The organism is Mycobacteroides sp. H001 (genome assembly GCF_001440005.1).
Lineage (GTDB): Bacteria > Actinomycetota > Actinomycetes > Mycobacteriales > Mycobacteriaceae > Mycobacterium > Mycobacterium gwanakae.
In genome coordinates this window covers 37,546-58,909 of sequence record NZ_LJYH01000047.1, presented here as the reverse complement: position 1 = coordinate 58,909, position 21,364 = coordinate 37,546, and the positions used below count along the sequence as shown (strand labels likewise).

The 21,364-nt window shown below is 65.5% G+C and carries 20 protein-coding genes; 10 read left to right on the top strand and 10 right to left on the bottom strand.

Features of this window, described 5'->3' with window-relative positions; translation table 11 throughout:
• Positions 1 to 69: 69 nt before the first annotated feature.
• Genes AOT83_RS23640 through pdhA form a run of 5 tightly spaced genes read right to left on the bottom strand, consistent with a single transcriptional unit; the run spans position 70 to position 4,814 of the window.
• Complete coding sequence (locus AOT83_RS23640; RefSeq protein ID WP_057963609.1) at positions 70 to 750, bottom strand: sensor domain-containing protein; 681 nt, start codon at positions 748 to 750, stop codon at positions 70 to 72.
• Positions 750 to 1,436, bottom strand: coding sequence for a sensor domain-containing protein (locus tag AOT83_RS23635; protein WP_057963608.1), 687 nt, complete (start codon positions 1,434 to 1,436; stop codon positions 750 to 752). The genes AOT83_RS23640 and AOT83_RS23635 overlap by 1 nt, the downstream gene beginning before the upstream one ends.
• A 51-nt stretch (positions 1,437 to 1,487) precedes the next feature.
• On the bottom strand, positions 1,488 to 2,738 hold the full coding sequence (locus AOT83_RS23630) for a dihydrolipoamide acetyltransferase family protein (RefSeq protein WP_057963607.1): 1,251 nt from the start codon (positions 2,736 to 2,738) through the stop codon (positions 1,488 to 1,490).
• Between the two features lie 16 nt (positions 2,739 to 2,754).
• Entirely contained in the window at positions 2,755 to 3,723 is a 969-nt protein-coding gene (locus AOT83_RS23625; RefSeq protein WP_078284748.1) for an alpha-ketoacid dehydrogenase subunit beta, read from the bottom strand.
• A gap of 11 nt (positions 3,724 to 3,734) precedes the next feature.
• On the bottom strand, positions 3,735 to 4,814 hold the full coding sequence (gene pdhA / locus AOT83_RS23620) for a pyruvate dehydrogenase (acetyl-transferring) E1 component subunit alpha (protein ID WP_057963605.1): 1,080 nt from the start codon (positions 4,812 to 4,814) through the stop codon (positions 3,735 to 3,737).
• A gap of 163 nt (positions 4,815 to 4,977) precedes the next feature.
• Between pdhA and AOT83_RS23615 the strand changes: the two genes are divergently transcribed.
• Positions 4,978 to 5,451 carry an Lrp/AsnC family transcriptional regulator gene (locus AOT83_RS23615; protein WP_030097660.1) on the top strand — a complete coding sequence of 158 codons (474 nt, stop codon included), beginning with the start codon at positions 4,978 to 4,980 and terminating at the stop codon, positions 5,449 to 5,451.
• A gap of 4 nt (positions 5,452 to 5,455) precedes the next feature.
• Here the strand turns inward: AOT83_RS23615 and AOT83_RS23610 are convergent, their stop codons facing one another.
• Entirely contained in the window at positions 5,456 to 6,796 is a 1,341-nt protein-coding gene (locus tag AOT83_RS23610) for a hypothetical protein (protein ID WP_057963604.1), read from the bottom strand.
• Positions 6,797 to 6,916: 120 nt separating this feature from the next.
• Here AOT83_RS23610 and AOT83_RS23605 point away from each other — a divergent pair, with 120 nt between their 5' ends.
• Complete coding sequence (locus tag AOT83_RS23605; RefSeq protein WP_030097662.1) at positions 6,917 to 7,582, top strand: SDR family oxidoreductase; 666 nt, start codon at positions 6,917 to 6,919, stop codon at positions 7,580 to 7,582.
• Here AOT83_RS23605 and leuS read toward each other — a convergent pair.
• Positions 7,579 to 10,437, bottom strand: coding sequence for a leucine--tRNA ligase (gene leuS / locus AOT83_RS23600; protein ID WP_057963603.1), 2,859 nt, complete (start codon positions 10,435 to 10,437; stop codon positions 7,579 to 7,581). The two genes, AOT83_RS23605 and leuS, sit on opposite strands and share 4 nt — an antisense overlap.
• A gap of 247 nt (positions 10,438 to 10,684) precedes the next feature.
• On the opposite strand from leuS, the gene AOT83_RS23595 reads away from it, so the two are divergent.
• The 4 genes from AOT83_RS23595 to AOT83_RS23580 all read left to right on the top strand — a co-directional run bounded on the left by AOT83_RS23595 (position 10,685) and on the right by AOT83_RS23580 (position 14,437).
• Complete coding sequence (locus AOT83_RS23595) at positions 10,685 to 11,665, top strand: LpqN/LpqT family lipoprotein (protein ID WP_030097664.1); 981 nt, start codon at positions 10,685 to 10,687, stop codon at positions 11,663 to 11,665.
• 30 nt (positions 11,666 to 11,695) lie between these two features.
• Positions 11,696 to 12,061, top strand: a complete 366-nt coding sequence (locus tag AOT83_RS23590) for a hypothetical protein (protein ID WP_057963602.1) — start codon at positions 11,696 to 11,698, stop codon at positions 12,059 to 12,061.
• Positions 12,062 to 12,187: 126 nt separating this feature from the next.
• Positions 12,188 to 13,564 (top strand): hypothetical protein, encoded by a 1,377-nt coding sequence (locus tag AOT83_RS23585; protein ID WP_030097666.1) that lies wholly within the window; start codon positions 12,188 to 12,190, stop codon positions 13,562 to 13,564.
• Positions 13,565 to 13,600: 36 nt separating this feature from the next.
• Positions 13,601 to 14,437 carry a DUF4393 domain-containing protein gene (locus tag AOT83_RS23580; RefSeq protein WP_030097667.1) on the top strand — a complete coding sequence of 279 codons (837 nt, stop codon included), beginning with the start codon at positions 13,601 to 13,603 and terminating at the stop codon, positions 14,435 to 14,437.
• Between the two features lie 2 nt (positions 14,438 to 14,439).
• On the opposite strand, the gene AOT83_RS23575 is transcribed toward AOT83_RS23580, so the two are convergent.
• Positions 14,440 to 15,066, bottom strand: a complete 627-nt coding sequence (locus AOT83_RS23575) for a YqgE/AlgH family protein (RefSeq protein ID WP_057963601.1) — start codon at positions 15,064 to 15,066, stop codon at positions 14,440 to 14,442.
• A gap of 126 nt (positions 15,067 to 15,192) precedes the next feature.
• Here AOT83_RS23575 and AOT83_RS23570 point away from each other — a divergent pair, with 126 nt between their 5' ends.
• From AOT83_RS23570 to AOT83_RS23560, 3 genes are read left to right on the top strand one after another with little or no spacing between them, the layout of a single operon-like run.
• Complete coding sequence (locus AOT83_RS23570; RefSeq protein ID WP_030097669.1) at positions 15,193 to 16,509, top strand: MFS transporter; 1,317 nt, start codon at positions 15,193 to 15,195, stop codon at positions 16,507 to 16,509.
• Positions 16,493 to 17,272, top strand: coding sequence for a TIGR03084 family metal-binding protein (locus AOT83_RS23565; RefSeq protein ID WP_030097670.1), 780 nt, complete (start codon positions 16,493 to 16,495; stop codon positions 17,270 to 17,272). Before AOT83_RS23570 ends, AOT83_RS23565 begins: the two co-directional genes overlap by 17 nt.
• A 41-nt stretch (positions 17,273 to 17,313) precedes the next feature.
• Complete coding sequence (locus tag AOT83_RS23560) at positions 17,314 to 18,468, top strand: acyltransferase (RefSeq protein WP_057963665.1); 1,155 nt, start codon at positions 17,314 to 17,316, stop codon at positions 18,466 to 18,468.
• On the opposite strand, the gene AOT83_RS23555 is transcribed toward AOT83_RS23560, so the two are convergent.
• Positions 18,436 to 18,984 (bottom strand): hypothetical protein, encoded by a 549-nt coding sequence (locus AOT83_RS23555; RefSeq protein WP_057963600.1) that lies wholly within the window; start codon positions 18,982 to 18,984, stop codon positions 18,436 to 18,438. The genes AOT83_RS23560 and AOT83_RS23555 overlap by 33 nt on opposite strands.
• A 168-nt stretch (positions 18,985 to 19,152) precedes the next feature.
• On the opposite strand from AOT83_RS23555, the gene AOT83_RS23550 reads away from it, so the two are divergent.
• Positions 19,153 to 19,899, top strand: a complete 747-nt coding sequence (locus AOT83_RS23550) for a TSUP family transporter (protein WP_030097673.1) — start codon at positions 19,153 to 19,155, stop codon at positions 19,897 to 19,899.
• A 6-nt stretch (positions 19,900 to 19,905) separates the two neighbouring features.
• Here the strand turns inward: AOT83_RS23550 and AOT83_RS23545 are convergent, their stop codons facing one another.
• Positions 19,906 to 21,342 carry a CCA tRNA nucleotidyltransferase gene (locus AOT83_RS23545; protein WP_057963664.1) on the bottom strand — a complete coding sequence of 479 codons (1,437 nt, stop codon included), beginning with the start codon at positions 21,340 to 21,342 and terminating at the stop codon, positions 19,906 to 19,908.
• Positions 21,343 to 21,364: the final 22 nt, after the last annotated feature.

Sequence of the window (21,364 nt, the reverse complement as noted above, 5' to 3'; positions counted from 1 at the left end):
CCTTGACTAATGTGGCGATCGATACATTAAAGAAGCGATGCCGATAGCGCAAGAGGCGGCAGCCATGGATCAGCGGGCGAGCTTGTCCAGCAGCAGCGTGAACATCGCCTCGGTCTTGTCATCGTTGGGGTCGAGTCGGCAGAACATCACCGAAGCGACGTAGTTCGCGCGCTGGCGCGCCACCAGACGGCAGGACCACGGTGAGCGGTCAGTGGTTCGCGTCCAGTTCACCTCGTCTTGACCGCTGTGCCCGATGCTGAGCGTCCAATTCTCCGCGATGCCATTCACCGAGGTAACCCCATGTACTCCATCGCATCTGGACATGCGCTGGGCGAATTGCTCGAACTGCTGACTTGCCGAGGTAGCGGTCTCGAAGACAATCAGCGCTGACCCTATGGTGTGCTGGCGAACCCTTCCGACCGTCTCGGAATACGCCTGGATGCGCGCCGCACCGAAGCTCAGGTACTGCTGCCGCGTGGCCAACGAGTATCCGTATGCACAGTCGGACACCGTGTTGGCCGTCGAGAGCACAGTTTCGACGGCGGGAATAGTCTTGATATCCGGAAGGCCTACTGCCGCACGGATATCCGATGCCGACAGAAGCCTATCTTCAAGGTCGGCCTGCCTGGGCGGCAGCACCGGATACAACTTCTCCGGCCTGGCGGGGGCCGCCGCGTCGCCCTCAACCGCGTGTGTACAGGAGGCCAACAGCGCGGCGGCCGTCAGTAAAACGGCTGGTGCCCAGCGCATTACCGTGCTCCCGAGAGTTTCAGCGTCAATCGGTCCAGCACATTGCCCGCCTTGTTATCCGAACCGTGGGTGCAGAACATCGACGATGCCACAAAGTTGGCCCGCTGTCGTGCAGCCATGTAGCAGGTCCAGCTCGAGTCGACCACGCTGCGCGTCCACGCCACCTCGTCGGCGGTGTCGGCACTGGTGATGCTCAGTTTCCATGAGGAGGGATCGCGCTGTGTATGCGTGGCGCTCGTGATCGCGTCGCACCTGGCCATCAGACCGTTGAACCGCTGGAACTGTTGTCGAGCCGTGGCATCGTCGGAGAAGGTCACCACCGCGTTTCCCACCGTATGCAGCCGCGCGACCTCGCTCTCCTCCACATACAACTCGATGCGCGCCGCCTCGTGCTTCTCATAGGAAGCAATCTCCGCCAGTGAGTAGCCAGTCGCGCACACGGTGGCGTCGGTGGTCGAGCGGAACATCGCGTCCACTGCCTGCCCCGGCTCTAGTCGTGGCAACTCCGATATCTCGCGAATCTGCGAGCCAGTAAGCAGCGTGCCACCGGGAAGCTTGCCGCCGATGGCATGCAGTTCTGGATAAAGGCCAACACGCTCGGGCGGCGGGGTGGCGAGTCCGTCGGCTACGCGGGAGCAGCCGCCACAGGCAACCATCACGCAGATCAACACCGCCGCCGCCCGCATCACCGCACCCCCTATCCCAGCATCCCCACCCGAGGTTTGCTAGAAGCGAAGCTACACCACCAGTGCCATGCGAGGGTCGGTAAGCAGCGCACCCAGATCCGCGAGGAACTTGGACCCCTGCTCACCGTCCACCAGTCGGTGGTCGAAGGACAGCGCGAGCGTGGTGACGTCGCGGACGGCGAGTTCTCCGTGCACCACCCAGGGGCGTTTGGCAATCGAGCCCAGTGCCAGGATGGCCGCTTCGCCCGGATTGATGATCGGGGTACCCGCATCGACGCCGAACACTCCGATATTGGTCAGCGTGAACGTTCCGCCGGACATGTCGGCGGGCGCGGTCTTTCCCTCGCGTGCGGTAGTCACCAACTGCGCGAATGCGATCGCCAGTTCACGCAGCGACATCCCGTTGGCGTTCTTCACGTTCGGGACCACCAGTCCGCGCTCGGTCGCTGCCGCCACACCGAGATTCACGTAATGCTTGATGACGATCTCGCCGGCTTGCTCATCCCAGGTGGAATTCAGCGAGGGGTGCGACCGCAGAGTCAGCAGCACCATCCGCGCGACCAACGTCATGGGCGTGAGTTTGAGGTCGGGGAACTTCGCCTTCAACTCGGCCAGTAGCTCCATCGTCGCGGTCATATCGACCGTGAGGAACTCGGTGACGTGGGGCGCGGTGAAGGCGCTGCGCACCATGGCGGCCGCCGTATGCTTGCGGACGCCCGCGATGGGAATCCGCGTCTCTCCGCCCACCGGGGCCGGGACCGGGGGCTCAGCCTGCGGAGCGCGCGCGGTAAGACTGCGCGTATAGGCCTCCACATCCTGACGGGTGATGCTGCCCCCGATCCCCGTGCCGCTGATCAGGTCGAGGGCCACGCCCAGTTCGGCGGCCAGTTTGCGCACCGACGGTTTCGCGGCGGCCCGCACCGGTTCCCGTGGGGCAACCGGTACTTCGGGTTCGACGAGGGCGAGGGCGGCCGAGCCCGCGCGACGCCGACGGCGGGTCTGGCCCGTCGACTCCGACGGGCCGTAGCCGACCAGGTTCGCGGGCTCGTCAGGTTCGGCACCGGCGACCTCGATCGAGATCAGCGGCGACCCGACCGCGAGGGTCGAGTTCTCCGCCGCCTCCAGGGCCACCACCGTTCCCTCGTACGGCGACGGCAGCTCGACCATCGCCTTCGCGGTCTCCACATCGGCGAGCACCTGGTTGAGCTTCACCGCATCGCCGACCTTCACCTTCCAGGCGATCAGGTCAGCTTCGGTGAGTCCCTCACCGAGGTCCGGAAGCAGAAACTGTTTGACTGCCATGGATTTCGCACCTCTCCTACGCGGCGATAGCGCGGTCGACGGCGTCCATCACCCGCTCCGCATCGGGCAGGAAGTGATGCTCCACCTTGTTGGCGGGGTACGGGAGAGCGAAACCACCGACCCGTAGCACCGGCGCCTCCAGGTGGTAGAAGCACCGCTCGGTAATGCGTGCCGCGATCTCGGCGCCCAATCCCATGAACACCGATGCTTCGTGGACCACCACCAGCCGGCCCGTCTTGCGTACCGAGGCCTCCAGCGTCTCGAAGTCGACCGGCGAAAGGGAGCGCAGATCGACGACCTCGATCGACATCCCCTCGGCCGCGGCCATTTCCGCCGCCGCGGTGGCGACGGCGACCATCGGGCCATATGCGGCCACCGTGGCCGCGGTACCAGGCCGGACGATGCGGGCGGACGACAGGGAAAGGGCCGTGGCCGCCGTGTCTTCCAGGTTGACCTCACCCTTCTCCCAGTAGCGCCGCTTGGGCTCGAAGAAGATGACCGGGTCGTCGCACGCCACGGACTGGCGGATCATGTCGTAGGCATCTTGCGGCGATCCACACGCCACCACCCGTAGGCCCGCGGTGTGGGCGAAGTAGGCCTCCGGCGATTCCGAATGGTGTTCCACCGCACCGATTCCACCGCCGAACGGGATGCGGATGGTCAGCGGCATGCCCACCGCACCCTTGGTGCGGTAGTGCAGCTTGGCCACCTGACTGACGATCTGATCGAAAGCCGGATACACGAAGCCGTCGAATTGGATCTCGCACACCGGGCGATATCCACGCATGGCCAAGCCCACCGCGGTGCCGATGATTCCGGATTCGGCCAGCGGCGTGTCGATGACTCGATGGTCACCGAAGTCTTTCTGCAGCCCGTCGGTGACCCGGAAGACGCCGCCGAGCTTGCCCACGTCCTCCCCCATGACGATCACCTTGTCGTCGTCTTCCAGGGATGCACGCAGACCCGCGTTCAGGGCACCGGACATCGTCATTCTGGTCATGATGCGATCCCTTCATCCTCAAAGCCGGCAAGATATTCCAAATAGTCGCGCCGTTCCGCGGCAACAAGCGAATGTGGTTCCGCGTACACGTGGTTGAACATGTCGGCGGCGGTCGGCTCGATGGTGCCGAGACATCCCGCGCGCATTTCGGCAGCCACCGCATCGGCCTTGGCCACAATGCGCTGCTTCTCCGAATCTGTCAGCACTCCAAGTCTTTCCAAATACTTTTCCACTCTCGACAGCGGGTCTTTGGCGCGCCACTCCTCAAGCTCGGCGGAATTGCGGTACTTGGTCGGATCATCGGACGTGGTGTGCGGCCCCATCCGGTAGGTGACCGCTTCGACGAGAGTGGGCCCGCTACCCTCGCGCGCGCGCCGCAGCGCCGCACGGGTCACCGCTATCACCGCGAGCACGTCGTTGCCGTCCACCTGGATTCCCGGCACGCCGAATCCGGTGCCGCGCGCGGCCAGCGGCAGATGGCTCTGCACCCGCACCGGCTCGCTGATGGCCCATTGGTTGTTCTGGCAGAAGAAGACCACGGGCGCACCGAAACTCGATGCGAAGGCGAAAGCCTCCGACACGTCGCCCTGACTGGTCGCGCCATCGCCGAAGTACGCGATGACCGCGGAGTCGGCACCGTCGAATTTGACACCCATCGCGTATCCGGTGGCGTGCAGCGACTGCGCACCGACGATGATCGCGGGTGCGGTGACATTGTGGTCGCGCGGATTCCAGCCCGACTGCGTTGAGCCGCGCCAGAATTGGAGCATGGCGGTGGGTTCGATACCGCGGCAGTAGGCGACGCCGTGCTCGCGAAAACTGGTGAAGGCGAAATCATCGTGTGCCAGCGCACGCGCGGAACCGACCTGAGCGGCCTCCTGACCCAGCAGCGGCGCCCAGAGCGCGAGCTCACCCTGACGCTGCAGTGCCGTGGCCTCGGTGTCGATGCGGCGGACCACCACCATGTCCTCATACAGCGCGACAAGCTGCTGGTCGTCGATATCCGCGACCAGCGGCCCATACGCCGGATCCTCGACCCGGTTGCCTTCCGGATCCAGAAGCTGGATGGTTTCCATACCCGCCTCGCTAACCATCTGATGCACTGTCCATGCCTGACCGTCACCGCAGAGGTGTGTCTTGCTTCACAGTGCATCAGATAGTCATACTGCGCAACCGATGCGTGTCACATTGTGCATAGTGCTCAGATTTATGGGTCAATTCTGTGCGATACTGCGCTCTATGACCACTCTGGATGCCACTGATGCGAAGTTGTTACTCGCGCTCACGCAAACACCCCGCGCGTCCGGCGTGGAGCTGGCGCAGCGACTGAATCTGTCCCGCAACACCGTGCAAGCGCGGCTGACCCGCTGGGACCAGCACGAGGCGCTGGCCGGTATCGACCACCAGATCGTGCCGCGCGCGATGGGTTATCCCATGACGGCTTACGTCACCGCACGCATCGACCAACATCAGCTCAAGGGGATTGGCGTGGCGCTAGCCGACGTGCCGGAGGTGGTGCAGGTGCACGGTCTGGCGGGCGCGGACGATCTGATGATCAAGGTGGTGGCCGTCGACAGCGACGATCTATACCGAATCGCCGGGAACATCCTCGACATCCCCGGCATCACTCGTACGTCGATCGCGATCGCCATGCACGAGTTGGTGGCATTCCGGATGACGCCACTGCTGCGGCGCCTCGCCGGACAAGACTGAGCGCTCAGCCCAGCCAGTCCAGAACCGCTGCAGCCGTCCAGGATTGCTGCATGCTGCCCAGCGGCGCACCGGTGAACGGTTCGTAGTACTCGGCGAAGGAGCCGTCGCCCGCCTGCCGTAAACCCTCCTGCCGGAGCAGGAACGCCCGTTCACTCCATCCACGCCGCTCGAACGCCCAACAGAACAGCCAGGTGAGCACCGGCCACACCGGGCCCCGCCAATACTCGCGCGGACGAAAGTCCCGGGATACCGGCGACGTCGACGGCACCAGTGCGTACCGCAGATCCGGGTGGCCGCAGAAACGTGGTCCTTCCAGCAGCCGCAGCAGCGCCAATTCCTGCGCACGCGGCAGCCCTCCAGATAGCAGCGGTGCGAACATGGCCACCGTGTCGGTCGCCACCCACTTGCCGGTCTTGACGTCGAAATCCCTTGCGGCACCGCTACGTTCTTCTGTGGTATCGATTACCCCGGCACGGAACCGCTTGGCCCAGCCGTGCAGTTCACGCACATCGGCTCGCGGGCGCGCGTGCTCCTCACCAATGGTGGCCAGTACCTCGCAGGCCACCGCGAAGATTGCCGAGACGAACACGTCTTCCATGACGAAGCTCATGACGTCCGGCAGCCGGGCATCGTCGTACCCCACCGACTTCATCTCTTCCAGCAGCCACAGATAGACGTCATACTCGGCATCCTTGGGGCGCTGCGAGGCGTCGGTGATGATTGCGGTGTCCTCCCGCACATACGGCGGTAGCTCTCCGGGAACAACATTGGCGTACGCGCCATCCCAGCGCGGCGAGTTGTCCATTCCCGATTCCCACCCGTGATAGAGGGTGATGCGCCCGTGCTGGTTCTGATCGCGGGACTCGGCGAGCCATCGATGCCACCGCATCAGGTCTGCCCAGCGCCGGTCCAGGAAGGCTTCCGCGATGCCGCGCGCACTCCGGCCACGGCGGCGCGCATGATCCAAGATGCGCTGCACCGCTATGGCATGCACCGGTGGCTGGGTGATGCCCGATGTCTGGTAATTCGACGGCGCGTTCACCGCCAGTTCCGAGGTGCGCCAGCGCGCGGGCCCGGGAAAGTAGCCGTCGACCCCGTTCGCGAAGACGATGTGCGGGATCATCCCGTTGGCCCATTGCGCGGAAAGCAGGGTGTCCAATTCGGTGACGGCGCGTTCGACGCTCAGCGGCGCCAGGCCGACCGCCACGAAAGCCGCGTCCCAGCTCCACATATGTGGGTACAACTTGGGGGCGGCACTGGTCATCGTCCCCCTGTCATTTCCCCTCAGCAGGTATGCCGCACGTGCGGCCAACTGCGTGGGGGTGAACATCGGGTGGGACGGCATTCGTCCATTGTGCGGCGTACCCGGCCATTCCCTCTCGCCGAAAGTCGACTTTTGGTGTGAAAGTGCGACTGGACGCCGCCAAAAGTCGACATTCGCCGGGAGGCGGCTAGCCTGGCGCGCATGCCACTCGCTCTCATCACCGGCGCAAGCGGCGGTCTCGGTGCTGCCATCGCGCGTGCCCTGGCCCCCACCCATGCACTCCTGCTGGGAGGCCGCCCGTCCACGCGGCTGGACGCACTGGCCGGTGAACTGCAGGCCACAGCATGGCCGGTGGACCTGGGCGATGAGAGCGCGTTGCTGGCGGCCACCGCCGGCATCGACGAACTCGATGTACTGGTGCACAACGCCGGGGTGTCCTATCCGGCGACGATCGCCGATTCGCAGTTGGCGGACTGGCGTAAGACCTTTGATGTCAACGTCTTAGCGCCGGTGGCACTGACCAAGGCCCTGCTTCCCGCCCTACGCGCGGCACAGGGCGACGTGGTGTTCGTGAACTCCGGAGCGGGAATCAACGCGCACCCCGGCATCGGCTCGTACTCTGCGAGCAAGTTCGCATTGCGCGGCGTGGCCGATGTGCTGCGGGCGGAGGAGCCGCTGCTGCGGGTGACCTCGGTGCATCCCGGCCGGATCAGCACCCCGATGCAGCAGGAACTCACCGAACATGAAGGGCGCGTCTACAACCCGGATGAGTACATGCGTCCCGAGTCTGTCGCTCAGTTGATCGTCGATGCCGTGCGGCTGCCGCGCGACGCGCGTGTGCACCAAATTGTGGTGCGCCAGAACTAGACGACCAGATTCACCATGCGCCCGGGCACCACGATGACCTTCTTGGGGACAACGCCCGCCAGGAACTCCAGCACCTTCTCCTCGGCAAGGGCCGCCGCCTCGATATCGGCCGCCGGTGCGTCGGCAACCACCGTGATCCGGCCGCGCACCTTGCCGTTGACCTGAATCGGGTATTCGACGGTGTCGGCCACCAGCCATCGCTCATCGAATCCCGGGAAGGGGCCGTGCGCCAAGGTCTCATCGCGTCCGAGCTGGCTCCACAGCTCCTCGGCCAGGTGCGGCGCCAGCGGAGCCAGCAACAGCACCAGCGGTTCCACCGCCGCACGCGGGGCACCCTCCGGGTACTCCTTGGTGAGGTGGTTGGTGTACTCGATCAACTTGGCTGCTGCGGTGTTATTGCGCAGAGCCGCATAGTCTTCGGTGACTCCGGCGATCGTCTTATGCAACGCCCGCAGGGTGTCCTCGCTCGTCAGGTCGCCTTCGGTTACCCGGATCTTGCCGGTCTCCTCGTCGACCACCACGCGCCACACCCGCTGCAGGAACCGGTGCGCGCCAACGACATCCTTTGTTGCCCACGGCCGCGACAACTCCAGTGGACCCATCGACATCTCGTACACCCGCAGGGTGTCCGCACCGTAGTTGTCACAGATGTCGTCCGGCGAGATCGAGTTCTTGAGGCTCTTGCCGATCTTGCCGAACTCCTGCTTCACCTCGACTTTCCCGTCGGGACCGGGCCAGGAGAACGTTCCGTTCTCCTCGACCACCTCGGCGGCGGGCACGTACATTCCGCGCGCGTCCGTGTAGGCGTACGCCTGGATGTAGCCCTGGTTGAGCAGCCGCCGGTACGGCTCGCGGGAGCTGACATGTCCGAGGTCGTAAAGGACCTTGTGCCAGAACCTCGAGTAGAGCAGGTGCAGTACGGCGTGCTCCATGCCGCCGACATACAAGTCAACGCCCCCGGGATCGTCCGGGCCGTGCTCGGCCGGGCGCGGCCCCAGCCAGTAGGCCTCGTTCTCCTTGTCGCAGAACGCGTCCCCATTATCCGGGTCCGCGTAACGCAGCTCGTACCACGAGCTGCCCGCCCACTGCGGCATCACGTTGGTGTCGCGCGTGTACCGCTTGAGTCCGTCGCCCAGATCCAGCTCAACGTTTACCCAGTCGGTGGCCTTCGACAGCGGCGGCGACGGCACGCTCGATGCGTCGTCGGGATCGAAGGACACCGGTGCGTAGTCCTCGACCTCCGGCAGCTCGACGGGCAGCGCACCCTCACCCAGCGCGCGTGGTCGCCCGTCCTCGCCATAGACGATTGGGAACGGCTCGCCCCAATAGCGCTGGCGTGCGAAAAGCCAATCGCGAAGCTTGTATTCGATGCGCGGTTCGCCGCGGCCATCCTGCACCAGCCGGCGCGTCACCTCCGCCTTGGCAGCGGCGATATCCAGCCCATTCAGGTAATCGGAGTTCACCAGCGGACCGTCGCCCGTGTACGCGGACTCGGTGATATCGCCGCCGGAAATGACTTGCTGCACAGGTAAACCGAACGCATGCGCGAAGTCCCAGTCACGCTGGTCGTGGCCGGGCACCGCCATGATGGCCCCGGTGCCGTAACCGAACAGCACGTAGTCGGCGATGAAGACCGGCACCGGCTTACCGCTCACCGGGTTGGTGGCGTAAGCGCCGGTGAATACGCCGGTCTTTTCTTTGTTCTCTTGACGTTCCAGGTCGCTCTTGGCGGCGATGGAGCGGCGATACTGCTCGATCGCCGCGCGCGGCGAATCCTGCCCGCCGGTCCAGCGCGCGTCCGTTCCCTCCGGCCAGGTGTCACCCGTCAGGCTGTCCACCAGTGGGTGCTCGGGTGCCAACACCATGTAGGTGGCGCCGAAGAGCGTGTCGGGCCGGGTGGTGAACACCTCGATATCGCCCACACCGGCGACGGCGAACAACACCGATGCACCCTGCGATCGACCGATCCAGTTGCGCTGCATGGTCTTGACCTTGTCGGGCCAGTCCAGGAATTCAAGATCGTCGATCAGCCTGTCGGAGTACGCGGTGATCCGCATCATCCACTGCCGCAACCGCTTACGGAAGACCGGGAAGTTACCGCGCTCGCTGCGGCCGTCCGAGGTGACCTCCTCGTTGGCCAGCACGGTACCCAGTCCCGGGCACCAGTTGACCACCGAATCCGATTGGTATACCAGGCGATACGAGTCGACCAGATCGGCGCGCGCGCCGTCGCTCAGCTCGCCCCATACCGTGCCGTCGGCCGGCGTACGCGCACCGGAATCAAACTCGGCCACCAGCTCGTCGATCCGGCGGGCACGCTGGGCCTCGACGTCGTACCAGGCGTTGTAGATCTGCAGAAAAATCCACTGCGTCCACTTGTAGAAGTCGACGTCGGTGGTCGAGAAACTGCGGCGCGAGTCGTGGCCCAATCCGAGCCGGCCAAGCTGACGCTTGTAGTTGACGATATTGGCCTCGGTACGGACCCGCGGGTGGGTACCGGTCTGCACCGCGTACTGCTCGGCCGGCAGACCGAACGCGTCGAACCCGAGCGCGTGCAGCACGTTGGCGCCACGCATCCGGTGGAAGCGGGCATATACGTCCGTCGCGATATAGCCCAGCGGATGTCCGACGTGCAGCCCATCACCCGAGGGATACGGGAACATGTCCTGCACAAACATCTTGTCAGCGGGAATCGGCGTGCCATCGGCCGGTGCGAGTGAGCCCACCGGATTGGGTACGTGGAACGTGCCGCGGTCGGCCCAGCTCTGTTGCCAACGACGCTCGATCTGCCCGGCGAGCTGCGCGGTGTAGCGATGCTCGGGGGTATCGGTGGCGTCTTGCTGGGCTTCAGTCACGCATCAAGGGTAAATGCGGCAGCTCAGCGAACAGAAATCGCCGGTTTGGCGACGAGAGTTAATCACTCTGGTCACAATCCGGCCACTTCCGGGGGTGTCCGGGGTGCTTTCTCAGCTGCGCTTATTAACTTCGGGACCGCTACAACCGAGAGCCCACTGTCGACATAGCGGTCGGCGTGCCCGCGCTCACGGTTGTCGTCCACAACTCACACACCACGCATTGGACAGAGCCGGAAGGACAGAGAAGGTGACGACCACACGGTATTCAGTCAGGTTCGCGGCGGCCACGGCCTCCGTCGCGGCACTGCTCGCCGGGACCACCGCCATCGCACTGGCGGACCCACAGCCGGCGCCTCCAGCACCGGTGGCCACTCCGAACGCAGCCACCTCGGCACCCATCGCACCGGCGGCGGCCCCCAACGCCCCCGCCACCCCGAACGCCGCCGTTCCGGCGACCGCACCGACCGCGTCTACGAACCCCCTCCAGCCCGCCCCGCCGATCAACGGGGTCGCGCCCGCCGCCGACGGCACGCTCACGGAGTTCTTCGCTTCCAAGAACGTCAAGCTGGAGCCGCTGACCAAGAACAGCCATGGGGCACCGCGCGTCAGCATCCCGATTCCGGCGAACTGGGCGAACGTGCCAGATCCCAACGTTCCCAACGCGTACCAGGTGATCGTGAGCAAGGCCAACGGCACCGGGCTGTACCAGTCCAACGCGCAGGTCACGATGAGCAAGCTCGTCGGCGAGTTCGATACCAATGAGGCCGTTTCGCACGGCCCCGTCGAGGTCAAAACACTGCAGGGCTGGCAGCCGACCGACGCCTCGCTGGTCACCTATCAGGGCTTCCCCTCTTCGATCGTGGAAGGCACCTTCCGGCAAGACGGTGAAACCCTCAACACCTCGCGGCGCTCCGTGATCATCACGCAGGGCAAGGACCGGTACCTGGTTCAGCTGGCCGTCACCACGACAGTCGGAAACGCCATCTCCGAGGCTCCTGCCACCGACCTCATCGTCAACGGCCTGCGCTTCGGCGAAGGCGCCCCGGTCACCGCCCCGGTAGCCGACCCCAACGCGCTCGCCGATCCGGATGCGCTGCCCGCGGCACCCGTAACCCCTGCTCCGGGCACCGACCCCAACGCTCCGGCTGCGCCGGCGCCGGGAGTCCCGGGACTGCCACCGCTGCCCACCCTGCCTCCGCTGGTGCCGCCGGCACCGCCCGCGGCATAAGCGCACTCCCGTCCCGCTTAAACTGAGCGGGTGCTGATCGCCGCCATCGTGACCATTGCCCTCGCCGGGCTGCTGGGCGCGCTGTCGGCGACGGCGTTTCTGCGGGCACCGCACGGCAGCCCTCAGCGCATGCTCGCGCCCGCTCAGGCCGCGGCCGCGCTGATTCTCGCGGCGGGCGCGCTCGCAGCCTTATTTGGTTCCACCGCAATCGGTTTGGTGGGACTGATGGTGTGCGGCGCTGCCGCCATCGTGACGGTGGGTGCGGCCGCCTGGCAGGTGGCGCGCTACACCACCGCCGCACAACAGATGTCGTCCTCGGGCGGCGGATGCGGCAGTTCCTGCGGCGGATGCCCCAGCGCGGGGCGGGCCGACTCCTCGGTGTGCGCTCGGCCCTGACGTGTCCAATCTTTAGACACCGCGGCGCTACCTCATCTGAATGTGATCCGTATTCGCCCATGTCGACCCATTTTTTGGTGTTATGTTCCCGGGCACTCGTAGACAGGCGTGGTCAGAAAGGGAGCCGTGAAAGACACCAAGCAGATGGTGAAGTTCATCCTCGTCGGTGTTCTCACGCTCGCCTCCGCTATCGCCGCGTACATCTATCGCGACGATCAGCTGATCGTGGACCTGCTCACGGTGCCGTTGTTCACCGGCATCATCGGCTACATCACCAACTGGACCGGCGTGCTGATGCTGTTCGCACCCTTGCGTTTCTACGGCTGGCGCATCCCCGGGCTGCGCACGCTGTACGCGTTCCTGCCCCGGCGAGTACAGGTGATCCCCGCCATCACCTCCGACGGGCGATTCGGGTGGCAGGGCATAGTGCCATCACGCGCGGAGAAGATGGCCAGCATCGCCGTCGACAAGAGCCTTGCCAAGCTCGGTAGCATCTCGGACTTCTACGAGCAGCTCGAACCGGACCTCATAGCCAATCACCTTGCACTGATTGCCAAATCAGAGATTCGCAGCGTCATCACCAAGATCATGGAGCGCGAGGATCCGCAGCTGTGGCACAACCTGCCGCCGGCCCTGCGGGAGATGATGTTCAAGCGCATCGAGAATCAGCTGCCGCAGATCGTCAAGAACATGACCGATCAAATCGGCGAGAACATCGGGCAACTCGTCGACGCCAAGCTGATGATCATCCGGTATCTCACGGCTCATCCCAAGCTGCTCAACGACATATTCCGGACCATGGGGCACAAGGAACTGCAGTTCATGCAGAACTTCGGCTTCTACTTCGGCTATCCCATGGGCTTCGTACTCGTGGCGATCCTGCACTCGGTTCCGCACCACTGGTGGACTCCATGGATCGTGCTGCCGCTCGGCGGCATCATCATCGGGTACATCGTCAATTACCTCGGCATCACCATGATTTTCGAACCCGTCCATCCCAACAAGTGGGTGCCGTGGCGCCAGGGCCTGTTCATCAAGCGCAAGTCGGAGATCTCCGAGGAGTACGCGCGCACCATCTCCGAGAACGTCATCACCCTGGAAAACATCGGCAACGAGATGCTCAACGGGCCGCGGTCGGACCGCACCAGACAAATGCTGGCCGACGGCATCCGGCCGGCACTGGAGCAAGCACTCGGGCCCGCACGGCGCGCCATCCGGGTAGCCGTCGGCCGGCGCCAATACGACCAGATCACCGAATCGGTCACCATCGAGGCAACCGGCTTTGCGCCCCTTGCGTTTTCCGACCCCGAGTTCAACAAGCAACGCCAAGGCAAGATCGGCGCCTTCGTCTCGACCCAGATGCACAAGCTCTCACTCGACGATTTCAACGAGTTGCTGCGCTCGGCGGTCAAACAGGACGAGTGGTTGCTGTTCGTGCACGGTGCGGTCCTTGGCGCGGCCGGCGGCCTGGCGCACCTGCTGATCTTCCCGCCAGCGGGGTGACACGTGACCCGAATCGACCTGACAAGATGATGCCCGATGACCGATAACACGCCCGTTCCCGCGCACAACAATCGTGAGCTCCGGCCCGATCGCGTGGTCCAAGGGGTCGCGATGCTGGCCGCGAAAACCTGGTGGCGCGGGGTGAAGTGGTCGGCCGATATCGCCACCACCACCGGCACCAAGATCATCGACGATGTGCGGGCGGGCCGCTCGGCCACCGACATAGCCCTGTCGGCCACCGAGCATGTGCTGGGAGCCGTGCGCGACGCGCTGCAGCTGCCGGCCAACGATTCCGCAGGGATCACTCTCGCCAAACCGCAACGGCCCGCCCCGTCGCGGGTCACCATCGACATCACCGAGTCCGGCTCCGCCGACTGCGATGAACTGCGCCGGCGCGGTGCCGAATTGCTGCGGCGTTCAGCCGATGTCACCGACGTAGAGGACACCCATCCGGCCTACGCGCGGATTATCAATCAGCTGGCACCCGATGAGGCGCGCATCCTGCGGTTCCTGGCCGCGCACGGCGCGCAACCGGTGGTGGACGTCCGTACCAGCCGCCCGTTCGACGTCGGCTCGGAGATGATCGCCGAGGGCCTCTCGATGGTGGCCGAACGCTCCGGCTGCCGCTACACCGACCGCAACAACGCCTACACCAACAATCTGGTACGGCTCGGCCTGGTCCGGGCGTCTCCGGAATCAGTTGCTGCCGAGCGTTATCAGGTGTTGGAGGTACAACCGGACGTGGTGGCGGCCTGCCGCCGAGCGGGCCGCGCGCATAAGACCGTTCGCCGCAGCATCCACCTGACGCCGTTCGGTGAGGACTTCTGCCGGGCGGTCATCCCCTCCGATCCGTCGGTGGGCGACGACCTGTAGGCCTAGTTTCGGCTCACGTCGATCGGGTGCGTCGCCAACAGCGACAACGGCAACGGCTGACGACGCAGCACCCTTGCCCACAAGTCACCACTGGCATCGGTGAGCACATCGGACGGCAGCGCGGACAACACGATCCAGTCGTCGCGCTCGACCTCACCCTCGAGCTGACCGATAGTCCACCCCGAATAGCCCGCGAAGACCCGGATGCCCTCCACCAGCGGGGCGATGTCCTCGGGCTCGGCATCCAGATCAACCATGGCCATGCGGCCCGCCACGTGACGCAGACCCTTCACACCGTCGATACTGACACCGGCCCGCAGGGTCGCCAGGCACAGGGCCGCATCGCGTTTGACCGGCCCGCCGATGAACATCGTCTTCGGCTTGCCGGCGAGCTTGGCCCACTGCGGCAGCACGTTGTACACGGCAGTTTCGCTCGGACGGTTGAGGACCACACCCAAGGTGCCGCCGTCGTTGTGCTCCACGATGAAGATCACGCTGCGCCGAAACGTCGGCTCAAACAGATTGGTGTTGGCGACCAGCAAGGTACCCGCCCGCAGACGGTGTGCGGGCGGCGCCATATAACCCTCGCCATATGCCTCGCCCTCATCGGGCTCGTCCCCGTGCGCCACCTGAACATCATGACACCGTTTGCCGTTTCATGACTTGTGCTCGGCCAACCGCTACACATTTGTAGTGTGGGCGTAAGCGCTCCGCCTATTTCCGTAGCCCGATCCAGACATACGAAAGAGACTCACATGACTGCGCGCCACTCGCCGCTGAGCCTGTGGCACGCAATCCACGATCTCCCCGACTTCGGGCGGCTGGTCTGGGTGCGGCTGCTCACTCAGTTCAGCGATGGTCTCTTCCAGGCCGGGCTGGCCGGGGCATTGCTGTTTAACCCCGAACGCGAGGCCGAGCCGTGGGCCATCGCCGGTGCGTTCGCGGTGCTGTTCCTGCCCTACTCGGCAATCGGTCCCTTCGCCGGTGCGCTACTGGACCGCTGGGACCGGCGCACGGTGCTGATCTGTGCCAACCTGATCCGCGTACTGCTGGTGGCCCTCGTCGGTATCGAGCTGGCCTTCAGCGCCGACGATGTGGTGCTGTTGCTGGGCGCGCTGATCGTCAACGGGGTCACCAGGTTCGTGACATCGGGTCTCTCGGCGGCACTCCCCCACGTGGTGCCCCGCGACCAGGTCGCGACCATGAACTCGGTGGCCACCGCGGTGGGCGCCACCGCCACCTTCGTCGGCGCCAACTTCATGCTGATGTTGCGGGCAGTCTTCGGGGCGGGGGACTTGGGTTCTGCCACAGTCATTTTCCTGGTGATCGTGCCGACCCTCGCCGCGGCATGGGTGGCCACCGGCTTTCCGGGCGATCGACTGGGTCCCGACGACAGTGTGCGCGCCGTGCACGGCTCGGCCTTCTATGCGGTGGCCACCGGGTGGCTGCATGGTGCGCGCACCATCGTCGGCACGCCCTCGGTGTTCGACGCGCTCATCGGTCTGGCCGCCCACCGCATGGTTTTCGGCATCAACACGTTGTTGGTTCTGGTGCTGGTGCGCAACAACGCCTCGCTGTTCGCGGGGATCGGGGCCGCGGCCCTGTTCCTGGCGTGCACCGGCATCGGCTCGTTCCTGGGAACGGTCTCCACCCCTGCCTTGCTCCGGCGCTTCGGCCGTGGCCGCACCCTCGGGATGGCACTCGGCAGCGCCGTCGTGCTGCAGCTGATCGCCTCGAGTCTGTACGTACCGATCGTGCTCGTTGCCGCGTTCGGACTCGGAATGGCCGGGCAGGTGATCAAGCTGTGCGCCGACGTCGGCATGCAGACCGATGTCGATGACGCGCTGCGAGGACACGTCTTCGCCGTGCAGGACTCGCTGTTCTGGGTCACCTTCACCGGAGCGATGAGCGTGGCCGCCGCCTTCATCACGCAGTCGCACTGGCTGGCCTTCTCCGGGGCAGTGGTCTACTTGATCGGCCTGATCGTGCACATGACCCGAACTCTTTGGCCCAGCCCGGCCGAATCCAGCCAATCCGACCCGGAAGGACACGCCCGTGACCTCGACCGCTGACGCTGTCATCGATGACCTGCGCGACGAGAGCGATGGACTCGACACACTGGTAGCTCCGCTGTCCGCAGAGGGCTGGGCCCGCGACACCCCGGCCGCCGGCTGGACCATCGCCCATCAGATCGCCCATCTGCATTGGACCGACGCGCAGTCCCTGCTGGCGGTCACCGATCCCGAAGGCTTCGCCAACGAGCTGCCCAAGGCGATGGCCGATCCCTTCGGATTCGTGGACAAGGCCGCCGAAGAGACCGCCCAGACTCCCCCGGCCGAGCTGCTGGCCCACTGGCGCGATACCCGCAACCAACTGCACGCGGCGCTGCGCGCGGTGCCCGATGGCGTGAAGATCCCCTGGTATGGGCCTCCCATGAGCTCCGCCTCCATGGGCACCGCGCGCCTGATGGAGACGTGGGCCCACGCCCTTGATGTCGCGGACGCGCTCGGCGTGGTCCCGGCGCCCACCGCGCGCCTGAAATCGATTGCACACCTGGGTGTTCGGACCCGTGACTACGCGTATTCCGTGCACTCGCTGGCTGCCCCGGCTGAGCCGTTCCGCGTCGAGCTGACCGGACCCGACGGCGATACGTGGACGTGGGGCCCCGACGATGCCGCACAGCGCGTCACCGGATCGGCACTGCACTTCTGCTACCTGGTGACCCAACGGCGTCCGCGCGCCGAGCTGGATCTGCAGGCCACCGGCGCGGACGCAGAGAAGTGGCTCTCCATCGCCCAGGCCTTCGCCGGCCCGCCCGGCACCGGCCGGGGGTGAACGCCGGGGCCACCATCCGCCCGCTGTATCCCTCGGAAGCGATGTTCGCCGGGAATCGCAGCACCGTGGCGTACTCGGCGTTCGGCAGCGGCGCTCTCAAAATCGGTGCTCTGACAACGGCTTTCCGCGCCCTATTGGCAAGCTACCCGGTGCTTTCCGCGCAGATTGTTTCTGCCGGGCACGGGTACGCGCTGCAATACGCCGCCCATCCGCCCGCCCTGCAGATCGGTACATCCACCGCCCTTCCCCGGGCAGGGTTCACCATCGCCGACCTCGACGCGGTCTGTGCCATCGACGTGGCACAGACCGGCACTGACTTTCGGTTGACGCTGCTGACCCATCACAGCATCGCCGACGCAGGGGCCGCGCTGCGCTATCTGGAAGTGCTGTGCACGTATTACACCCGCGTGGTCGAGACGGGGTCGGCCGGGACCATCCGTGCGCATCCACTCGCCCTCTCCCTAGAGCAGTTCCTTGCCGCGCGCGGCTACGTCATACCCGAGGCCGGCGAGCCCCCGGCACCACGAGCAGAAACGACGGTCGACGCGACGGTCGTGGTTCGGCACGGGCGCACCCGGCTCGGGCGCGAGCAGACCACGCGGTTGTTCGATGTGGCGCACGCGGCAGGCCTCACCGTGCACGGAGTCGTGTGTGCCGCGATTCTGGCGGCCGCTCATACGCTTTCGCGGTCGCAAGGCGCGGTCACATTTGGCCTGACGTCATCGGTGGACCTGCGCACACGAACAGCGGCACCCATCACCGCGGCGCAAGGGACAGTAATCCAGGGTGCCGACACCGCGATTCTGGCTGTCGTACCCGATGACGACCCACTGCGCCTGGCTCGTGCCGTACTGGATTCTCTGGCTAGCGGCCTCGCGGATCACACTGTGCACCAAGTATTTCTGCACCAACCGCAGCGACAGCAACCGCGCATCGAGAATCCACTCATGGTCACGAACTGGGGTCCGATACCTGCGCTGCGACTGCCGGAGGGACTGCGCGTACACGACTTCCGCGCCACCGTCCGCGGTCGGCATATCGGGTTACGCGCCACGACACTTCCACCGAGCTTCTTCATCACCACCTGTGACGGACGGCTCAGTATCGATCATCCCGCCTGGGTTGCCGACGAGTCCGACCCCACCATCGGGTGGACGGAGGCGCTAGGGCGCGCCTTCGACCGCATTCTGCGCTGACGGGTGCGGCGGTCCGAGCGGCCGGGCGGCATCGGCAATCCCGTCGCCGTCCGCATCGGTGAGTTCGACATCCCAGCGGCCGTCACCCGTGGTGTCCGCATACACGGAGGTACCTGAATCAGTTGTCCGGAAAGCTCTTTCAGCATCTCCGTCGTTGTCGGCGTCGACCAGCTGCTCGGGCTTCCCGTCCCCATCGATATCTGCTGTGCCACCGGCGTGTTCAATCCCGTCAAGACCGAACCAGCTGATGGATCCGCTTCGTTCCACGTGAAACGCCCAGGTACCCAAGCCATCATCGGTGAAGTACGTCTCCGGCCTGCCATCGTTATCCACGTCAAGGACGCTGTGGTCTGCCGAACCATCACCGTCCGCGTCCCACATCACGTCGTCGAACAACCCGTCACCGTCGAAATCCAGGCGCACCGCGTCCATGACTCCATCGCCGTCCAGATCGGCGTTGGGTGGTACGTCCCAGGCGGTGACGCTCCCGTCCCCGGTACCAAAGCAGTAATCCATACCCGATACGAGGCCGCGGCGACTCCGGGCGTTCCGCCTTCTTGGGGCATGTGGATAACCACGGAGACAGAAACTGCGCTGATACCGGTTCACATAACGTAGGAGTGGATTCGGGGGCAATCGGTTCCCTCCGTAATCTCTGACCCCGTGGATGCCCCAACACTCACGCTGCTTCTCAGTGCAGCAGCCGCCGCAGGCTGGGTCGATGCGGTGGTGGGTGGTGGCGGGCTCGTCCTCATCCCCGTGCTGATGCTCGTCTTTCCCGGGATGACTCCCGCGACCGCCCTGGGAACCAACAAACTCGCCGCGCTGGCCGGCACGTCCTCGGCCGCCGTCCGGCTCTTTCCGCGCACCCCGTTGAACTGGCGTGCGCTCCTGGGCGCATTCGTGCTCGCCGCGGCCTGTTCCAGCGCCGGCGCCTACACCGCCTCGCGGCTACCGGTATCGGTCTTCAAACCCGTGGTGCTCGTGCTGCTGGTGGCCGTCGGAGTGTTCGTCGCGACCCGTCCTCAGTTCGGCACCGCGACGGAGGGCACCGCGCGCACCAGGGCCACCACTGTCACCGCGCTCGCGGTCGCGGCCATCTTGATCGCGTTCTACGACGGAATCATGGGCCCGGGCACCGGAACGTTCATGATCATCACCCTGACCGCCATCGCGGGAATGACCTTCCTGGAAAGCTCTGCCACCGCCAAGGTGCTCAATTCCGGAACCAATGTCGGCGCTCTCATCGTCTTCGCGTCGCAGGGTCACGTGCTCTGGCTACTGGGCCTGTCGCTCGGTGTCGCGAACATCGCGGGAGCTCAGCTCGGCGCGCACATGGCGCTGGGTCGCGGCGCAGGATTTGTCCGCGTGGTGCTGCTGGTGGTCGTCGTGGTGATGGTGGGCAAGCTCGGCTACGACATGATCGGCTGAGCGCGCTCAGGTACGGCTCGCCCACCATTCGCGCAGCGCCTCAACCGCCTCGTCGTGATCGAGCGGTCCACGCTCCAGCCGCAGCTCCTTCAGGAACCGCCACGCCTGGCCGATGATCGGCCCGGCCGGAACGCCCAACAGCTCCATGATCTCGTTGCCGTCGAGGTCGGGCCGCACCCGCGCCAGATCCTCCTTGGCGGTCAGTTCGGCGATGCGCTCCTCAAGACCGTCATAGTTGGCCTGCAGCCGCGCCGCTCGCCGCTTGTTCCGCGTGGTGCAGTCCGCGCGCACCAGCTTGTGCAGCCGCGGCAACATCGGGCCGGCATCGGTGACATACCGGCGCACCGCCGAATCGGTCCACTTGCCATCCCCGTAGCCGTGGAACCGCAAATGCAGGTACACCAGCTGCGACACATCGTCGACCATCTGCTTGGAGTATTTGAGGGCACGCATGCGCTTGCGCACCATCTTGGCCCCGACGACCTCGTGGTGGTGAAAGCTGACCCCGCCGCCGTCCTCGTGCCGACGGGTGGCCGGCTTGCCGATGTCGTGCAGCAGCGCCGCCCACCGCAGCACCAGATCGGGGCCATCGTCTTCGAGATCGATCGCCTGCTCCAACACCGTCAGCGAGTGCCGGTAGACGTCCTTGTGCTGGTGATGCTCGTCGATGGTCAGCTGCATCTCACCGACCTCGGGCAGCACCACCGCGCCGAGGCCGCTTTCCACCAACAGATCGATTCCGGCGACCGGATTGGCGCCCACGATCAGCTTGTCCAGCTCTGCCTGCACCCGTTCGGCAGTGATCCGTCCCAGCTGGCCGGCCATCTCATCCAGCGCCTTCAGCACCCGGGGCGCCACTGTGAAACCCAGCTGGGAAACAAAGCGGGCCGCGCGCAGCATGCGCAACGGATCGTCACCGAAAGAGATCTCCGGAGCCGACGGGGTGTCCAGCACCCCGGCGCGTAAGGCCTCCAGTCCGTTCAGCGGATCGCAGAACTCTCCCGGCCCGTCCGGCCCGATTTTCACCGCCATCGCGTTGACGGTGAAGTCCCTGCGCACCAGATCACCCTCGAGGCTGTCGCCGAACACCACCTCGGGGTTGCGCGACTGCTGGTCATAGCTGTCGCTGCGGTACGTGGTGATTTCCACCCGTTGCCCCTTGCGCACCACGCCGAGGGTGCCGAAGGCGATACCCGCATCCCAGATGGCCTCGGCCCAGCCGGCCACCAATTCCTGCACCTGCCCGGGGCGGGCATCGGTGGTGAAGTCCAGATCGGTGCCCAACTTGCCCAACAAGGCGTCACGGACGGTACCGCCCACCAGATACAGGTCAAAGCCTGCCGAATCGAAGAGTGCACCCAGCTCCGACAGCATCTTCTTGTGCCGGTTCAGGGTCACTGCGGCGGTGGCCAGCAGCTCGGCGGACGGTATCGATTCGGGCACGTCGGGCAGCCTACCGGCGCGT

Bases quoted from the DNA above. Each gene is read 5' to 3' on its own strand.
- AOT83_RS23640 (WP_057963609.1), bottom strand. From the start codon at position 750: ATGCGCTGGGCACCAGCCGTTTTACTGACGGCCGCCGCGCTGTTGGCC.
- AOT83_RS23570 (WP_030097669.1), top strand. From the start codon at position 15,193: ATGACTGCGCGCCACTCGCCGCTGAGCCTGTGGCACGCAATCCACGAT.
- AOT83_RS23605 (WP_030097662.1), top strand. From the start codon at position 6,917: ATGCCACTCGCTCTCATCACCGGCGCAAGCGGCGGTCTCGGTGCTGCC.
- AOT83_RS23580 (WP_030097667.1), top strand. From the start codon at position 13,601: ATGACCGATAACACGCCCGTTCCCGCGCACAACAATCGTGAGCTCCGG.
- AOT83_RS23625 (WP_078284748.1), bottom strand. From the start codon at position 3,723: ATGTCCGGTGCCCTGAACGCGGGTCTGCGTGCATCCCTGGAAGACGAC.
- AOT83_RS23630 (WP_057963607.1), bottom strand. From the start codon at position 2,738: ATGGCAGTCAAACAGTTTCTGCTTCCGGACCTCGGTGAGGGACTCACC.
- pdhA (WP_057963605.1), bottom strand. From the start codon at position 4,814: ATGGAAACCATCCAGCTTCTGGATCCGGAAGGCAACCGGGTCGAGGAT.
- AOT83_RS23615 (WP_030097660.1), top strand. From the start codon at position 4,978: ATGACCACTCTGGATGCCACTGATGCGAAGTTGTTACTCGCGCTCACG.
- AOT83_RS23635 (WP_057963608.1), bottom strand. From the start codon at position 1,436: ATGCGGGCGGCGGCGGTGTTGATCTGCGTGATGGTTGCCTGTGGCGGC.
- AOT83_RS23560 (WP_057963665.1), top strand. From the start codon at position 17,314: ATGTTCGCCGGGAATCGCAGCACCGTGGCGTACTCGGCGTTCGGCAGC.
- AOT83_RS23555 (WP_057963600.1), bottom strand. From the start codon at position 18,984: ATGGATTACTGCTTTGGTACCGGGGACGGGAGCGTCACCGCCTGGGAC.
- AOT83_RS23610 (WP_057963604.1), bottom strand. From the start codon at position 6,796: ATGCCGTCCCACCCGATGTTCACCCCCACGCAGTTGGCCGCACGTGCG.